We start from the raw sequence: 4638 nt of genomic DNA on the forward strand, positions 1-4638 counted from the left end.
TCTTTGCAGGTGCTCAATGCCGATCACACCACCACAGGTACGGGCGTTGACGAACGCGTTCACCATAGCTCAGCCAACTTTGGTTGACTTATGGCGAAAGGCGGGTTCACAGAAATCCTTCTGGCGCCCAGACTCCTAGCACCGGCAACAGCATGCGTCGGCCATAGACGATGGGCAGGTCACTGCGCAGCTGGATCGGCAAGGCCGGTGACCTTCCCTAGAACTGGGGCGGTAGCTCTTCAATTTTGGCCTTTTTTTGCTGCTCATAGAACTGCCCGGGAAGGTAGGAGCCAGTTGGGAGCGCCGGTACAAAAGACTCACTGGTCGTCGCGTCAGAAATCTCTGCCACCTTCTGAGGCATATTCACCTTTGCCACGGGCTTCATCATGATCAACGCTGCGACTGCAAGCAGCGCTGCAATGCCAAAGTGAAGGCTATACCTCTTGAATCTGGCAACCAATTCGGCGTGGAATTCAAACCACTCGTGTGAAAACAGATGGGGGTGATGTACTTGACCCATAGAACCTCCTGAAGCCAGAAAAAGGGTTACGTCTCAAGCCGCTAATCATCCTTGACCAAGGAAAATCACTTGAGCACGGAGAGATTTGGCTCGCATATTTTTCAGATAGCTACCTCCAAATGAAAGAGGTGTTTCCAGGTCATCAACTTACATTGAACATGTGCCGTCAAGAGGCCGAGCTTGGCTTATTGCCTTTCGCGTTTAGAGTGGTGGCGCCGTCTGTTGTAGTGTTTGATGCACCAATAACAGGACCAACTGCACCAGCTAGGACAGCAGCGCCATCAGTGGATGGGCCAGAAATCCCATCCACTGGCCCAGCTTCACCGGACAGCGAATCTGCGCCGTCAGCAGGGGTTGTAGTTGTACCCACAATTGGGGCGAATTGAGAGTCGAATGCATGATGTCCTACCGCCGGTAGGACTTGACACGCAACTACCGCGCCAACATCGGCAGTGCATACAGCTGCTCCGTTTCTCGTCCTGTTGCGTGAGTTTTCAACGACCGGTAATAGATGACCGCTAAGGGGCGGAAGGAGGCGGTGACGGCCCTCCTTTAACCAGACCTGCCGCCTCAACGGACTTTCAACAGCCGCGAATCGCTATCGCAAGCCTCCCCTTTGCAAATCTGCCGTGCCATAGTCAACGCAGCCCGGTATTCAGTGAATCGCGCCACACCAGTGGCGCAGTTCAATAAACTGCGCCACAATCGCGCCACACCCCCAGCCAAACTGCGCCAACCCACGCCATGACTACTTCTGCCGCCTTGCTGAAAAGCATTCAGTCGTCCTCCGCCGGGCTGACGCTCGCCGGGTTGCTGGCGCAGCACCCCGGCTTGGCGCGCCGCACCGTACAGCGATGGATGAGTCAATGGGTGGCGCAAGGGCTTGTCACCGCCAGCGGGGAAGGGCGCGCCCGGCGGTATGGGGCGCCTGCGCAGCCGGCCTTGGCCGGCGCCATTGCATCCACTGACCGCTTTCCGCTCCACATTCCGCTTTCCGCAGACAGCCGGGACATCCTCGCTTATGTCGATCAGCCGCTGCAGGCGCGCAAGCCGGTGGGCTATCAGCGTGATTTTCTGGATGCCTACCAGCCCAACGTGAGCGGGTATTTGCCCGAGTCGCTGCGCCGCCAGTTGCACAACATGGGCAAGACCACGCTGGCGAATGAACCGGCAGGCACCTACAGCCGCGCGATCTTGAGCCGGCTGCTGATCGACCTGTCGTGGGCATCGAGCCACCTGGAGGGCAACACCTATTCGCGCCTGGACACGGTGGCGTTGATTGAGCATGGCCAGGCGGCGCGTGGCAAAGCGGCGATTGAAACGCAGATGATCCTGAACCACAAGACCGCCATCGAGTTGCTGGTGGACAACGTCGGCAGCGCTGGCGTTAACCGTTACCTGCTGATGAACCTGCACAGCGCGCTGGCCGAAAATTTGCTGCCCAATCCGTCCGACGAAGGCCGTATTCGCCAGCATGCGGTGGACATTGGCCAAAGCGTGTACCGGCCCCTGTCAACACCGCAGCAGATCGACGAAACACTGGAAGTCTTGCTGCTCAAGCTGAATGCAATAGCCGACCCGTTCGAGCAGTCATTTTTTGCGATGGTGCATCTGCCTTACCTGCAGCCGTTTGCTGACATCAACAAACGCACTTCGCGCCTGGTGGCCAACTTGCCCCTGTTTCGGGCCAACCTGTGCCCGCTGACCTTTCTGGATGTACCCGAGCAGGCCTACAGCCGCGCCACGCTGGGGGTGTACGAACTGGCGCGGGTGGAATTGCTGCGTGATCTGTATGTCTGGGCCTACGAGCGCTCAACGCAGGAGTACCTGGCCATCAAGCAGGACTTGGCCGAGCCCGATCCCACCCGCCTGGCCTATCGGGAGGTGATCAAACAGACCATTCGCGACGTGGTTCAACACCCGCACGCCGACGCGCTGACCGCCATTGCGCAGGCCATACTGCAAGTGCCGCAGGCGGACCGCGACGATGTGCATGCCCTGGTGGTGCAAGAGTTGCGCCGTTTGCATGAAGGGGTGCTGGCCCGTTACGGCCTGCGTCCGTCGGAGTTGGCCGCCTGGCAAGCGGCGCAGCATTCGCTGTGAATCCAGGCGCTGCATGGCGCCTGCCGCGCCTATTTCGCCTATTCCGCGTGTCATGGCTGGACCCTGCTTTTAAATCAAGTTTCAGCATCAAATCTTGCTCTAGCCCAGGTTGTACGGGCGTAAGTAGCTATTGATTTTGTAGTGATCTGAAGATTTTCATACGCGAGTTCCCCTTGACGGCGGGCTGGCTCACTCGTGCCGCAGCGCCTCAATCGGGTCCATGCGGGCCGCGCGCCGGGCCGGAAAGTAGCCAAACAGCACGCCAATACCGGCTGAAAACACGAAGGACAGCAGGTTCACGCCCGGGTTAAAAATATAGGGCACATCCATCAGGGCCGACAGCCCGATGGACGCGCCGGTGGCCAGCACGATGCCTATCACCCCGCCCAGCGAGGCCAGCACCACCGTCTCAATCAAAAACTGCAGCAGCACCTCGCGCTCCAGCGCGCCAATGGCCAGGCGCAGGCCGATTTCGCGGGTGCGTTCGGTCACGCTGACCAGCATGATGTTCATGATGCCGATGCCGCCCACCAGCAGGCTCACGGCGGCCACGGCGCCCAGCAGCATGGTCAGCACCTTGGTGGTGCCCGACAGGGTTTCGGCCAGCTGCTTGGTGTCGAGCACGTTGAAGTTGTCTTCGTCGGTGGGGGCCAGCTTGCGGCGCTCGCGCAGCAGCTGGGTCATGCTGGACTTGACGCGGTCGGCGTCGCTGCCTTGCGCCATGGACACCAGCAGGGTGTTGACGCGGGTGTTGCCGGTGATGCGGCGCTGCAGCGTCTTGATGGGCATCAGCACCACGTCGTCCTGGTCGTTGCCAAAAGCGCCCTGGCCCTTGGAGGCGAGCAGGCCCACCACCTCGCAAGAGATCTGTTTCACGCGCAGCTGTTCGCCCACGGCGGCGCGGGTGCCAAACAGCTCGCGCCGCACGGTTTCGCCAATCAGGCACACGGCCGCGCCAGCGCGCAATTCGTCGTCTGAAAACGCCCGGCCGTCGGCCAGCGTCCAGTTGCCGGTTTCCAGCCAGGCGTTGGTGCTGCCGATCACGCTGCTGCTCCAGTTGCGCCCGCCGGCCACCAGCGTGCTGCCGGTGCGGGCCTCGGGCGCCACGGCCAGAATGCCGCCAATCTGGCTGGCAATGACGTCGGCGTCGGTTTCCTTGAAGGCCGGCGCGGTGGCGCCGCCGCTGCCGGGGCCCATGCGCTGGCCGGGGCGCACCTGCAGCAGGTTGGTGCCGAGGCCTGAAATCTGGTTTTGCACGGCCAGCGTGGCGCCGTTGCCCAGCGTGACCATGGTGATCACGGCGCTGACGCCAATCACAATGCCGAGAATGGTCAAAAACGAGCGCATCAGGTTGCGCCGTATCGAGCGCAGGGCCAGCAGCAGGGTGTTGAGCAGCATCAGCGGGCCTCCATGACGGGCGGGGCGGCATCGGGCGCATGCAAACCTGCCGGATGCGCGTTGCGTGTGTCGCCGGCCACCACGCCATCGACAAAGCGCACCATGCGGCGGGCGTAGGCGGCCATGTCATGTTCGTGCGTGACCATCAGCACGGTGATGCCTTTGTCGACGTTGAGGCGCCACAGCAGTTCCATGATTTCGCGGCTGCGCTGGGTGTCGAGGTTGCCGGTGGGTTCGTCGGCCAGCAGCACCGTCGGCTCTGTGACGAGGGCGCGCGCAATCGCCACGCGCTGCTGCTGTCCGCCCGACAGTTCGGACGGCATGTGGTGTTCCCAGCCCTTCAGGCCCACGGCGTCCAGCGCGCGGGCGGCGGCGGCGTGGCGGGCGGCTGCCGATTCGCCCCGGTAGAGCAGCGGCAGTTCCACGTTTTCTTGCGCCGAGGTGCGCGCCAGCAGGTTAAAGCCCTGAAACACAAAGCCAAAAAAGCGCCGCCGCAGCCGCGCGCGCTGGTCGCGCGCGAGCGACTCCACATGCACGCCCTGAAACAGGTATTCGCCCGAGGTCGGCGTGTCCAGGCAGCCCAGCGTGTTCATGGCGGTGGACTTGCCCGAGCCGCT

General features: G+C 61.9%; 5 protein-coding genes. 1 reads left to right on the forward strand and 4 read right to left on the reverse strand.

Annotated features, from left to right (window positions below; all coding sequences use genetic code 11):
• Window positions 1–217: 217 nt before the first annotated feature.
• Together Q8K05_RS18810 and Q8K05_RS18815 are read right to left on the reverse strand one after the other, a co-directional pair.
• On the reverse strand, window positions 218–520 hold the full coding sequence (locus tag Q8K05_RS18810; RefSeq protein WP_305248281.1) for a hypothetical protein: 303 nt from the start codon (window positions 518–520) through the stop codon (window positions 218–220).
• A 264-nt stretch (window positions 521–784) separates the two neighbouring features.
• Entirely contained in the window at window positions 785–919 is a 135-nt protein-coding gene (locus tag Q8K05_RS18815; protein ID WP_305248283.1) for a hypothetical protein, read from the reverse strand.
• Between the two features lie 345 nt (window positions 920–1264).
• On the opposite strand from Q8K05_RS18815, the gene Q8K05_RS18820 reads away from it, so the two are divergent.
• A complete protein-coding gene (locus tag Q8K05_RS18820) occupies window positions 1265–2623 on the forward strand; it encodes a Fic family protein (protein WP_305248285.1) in 1359 nt (452 codons plus the stop codon).
• A gap of 189 nt (window positions 2624–2812) precedes the next feature.
• On the opposite strand, the gene Q8K05_RS18825 is transcribed toward Q8K05_RS18820, so the two are convergent.
• Entirely contained in the window at window positions 2813–4021 is a 1209-nt protein-coding gene (locus tag Q8K05_RS18825) for an ABC transporter permease (RefSeq protein WP_305248287.1), read from the reverse strand.
• The coding region (locus Q8K05_RS18830; RefSeq protein ID WP_305248289.1) for an ABC transporter ATP-binding protein at window positions 4021–4638 on the reverse strand (618 nt) is incomplete at its 5' end. The genes Q8K05_RS18830 and Q8K05_RS18825, both read right to left, overlap by 1 nt.

The organism is Polaromonas sp., assembly GCF_030682935.1.
In the GTDB taxonomy this organism is placed as follows: Bacteria; Pseudomonadota; Gammaproteobacteria; order Burkholderiales; family Burkholderiaceae_C; genus Polaromonas.

What these genes read in the sequence shown, in the direction of transcription:
- Q8K05_RS18815 (WP_305248283.1), bottom strand. Translation starts at nt 919, where the DNA reads ATGCATTCGACTCTCAATTCGCCCCAATTGTGGGTACAACTACAACCC.
- Q8K05_RS18810 (WP_305248281.1), bottom strand. Translation starts at nt 520, where the DNA reads ATGGGTCAAGTACATCACCCCCATCTGTTTTCACACGAGTGGTTTGAA.
- Q8K05_RS18820 (WP_305248285.1), top strand. Translation starts at nt 1,265, where the DNA reads ATGACTACTTCTGCCGCCTTGCTGAAAAGCATTCAGTCGTCCTCCGCC.
- Q8K05_RS18825 (WP_305248287.1), bottom strand. Translation starts at nt 4,021, where the DNA reads ATGCTGCTCAACACCCTGCTGCTGGCCCTGCGCTCGATACGGCGCAAC.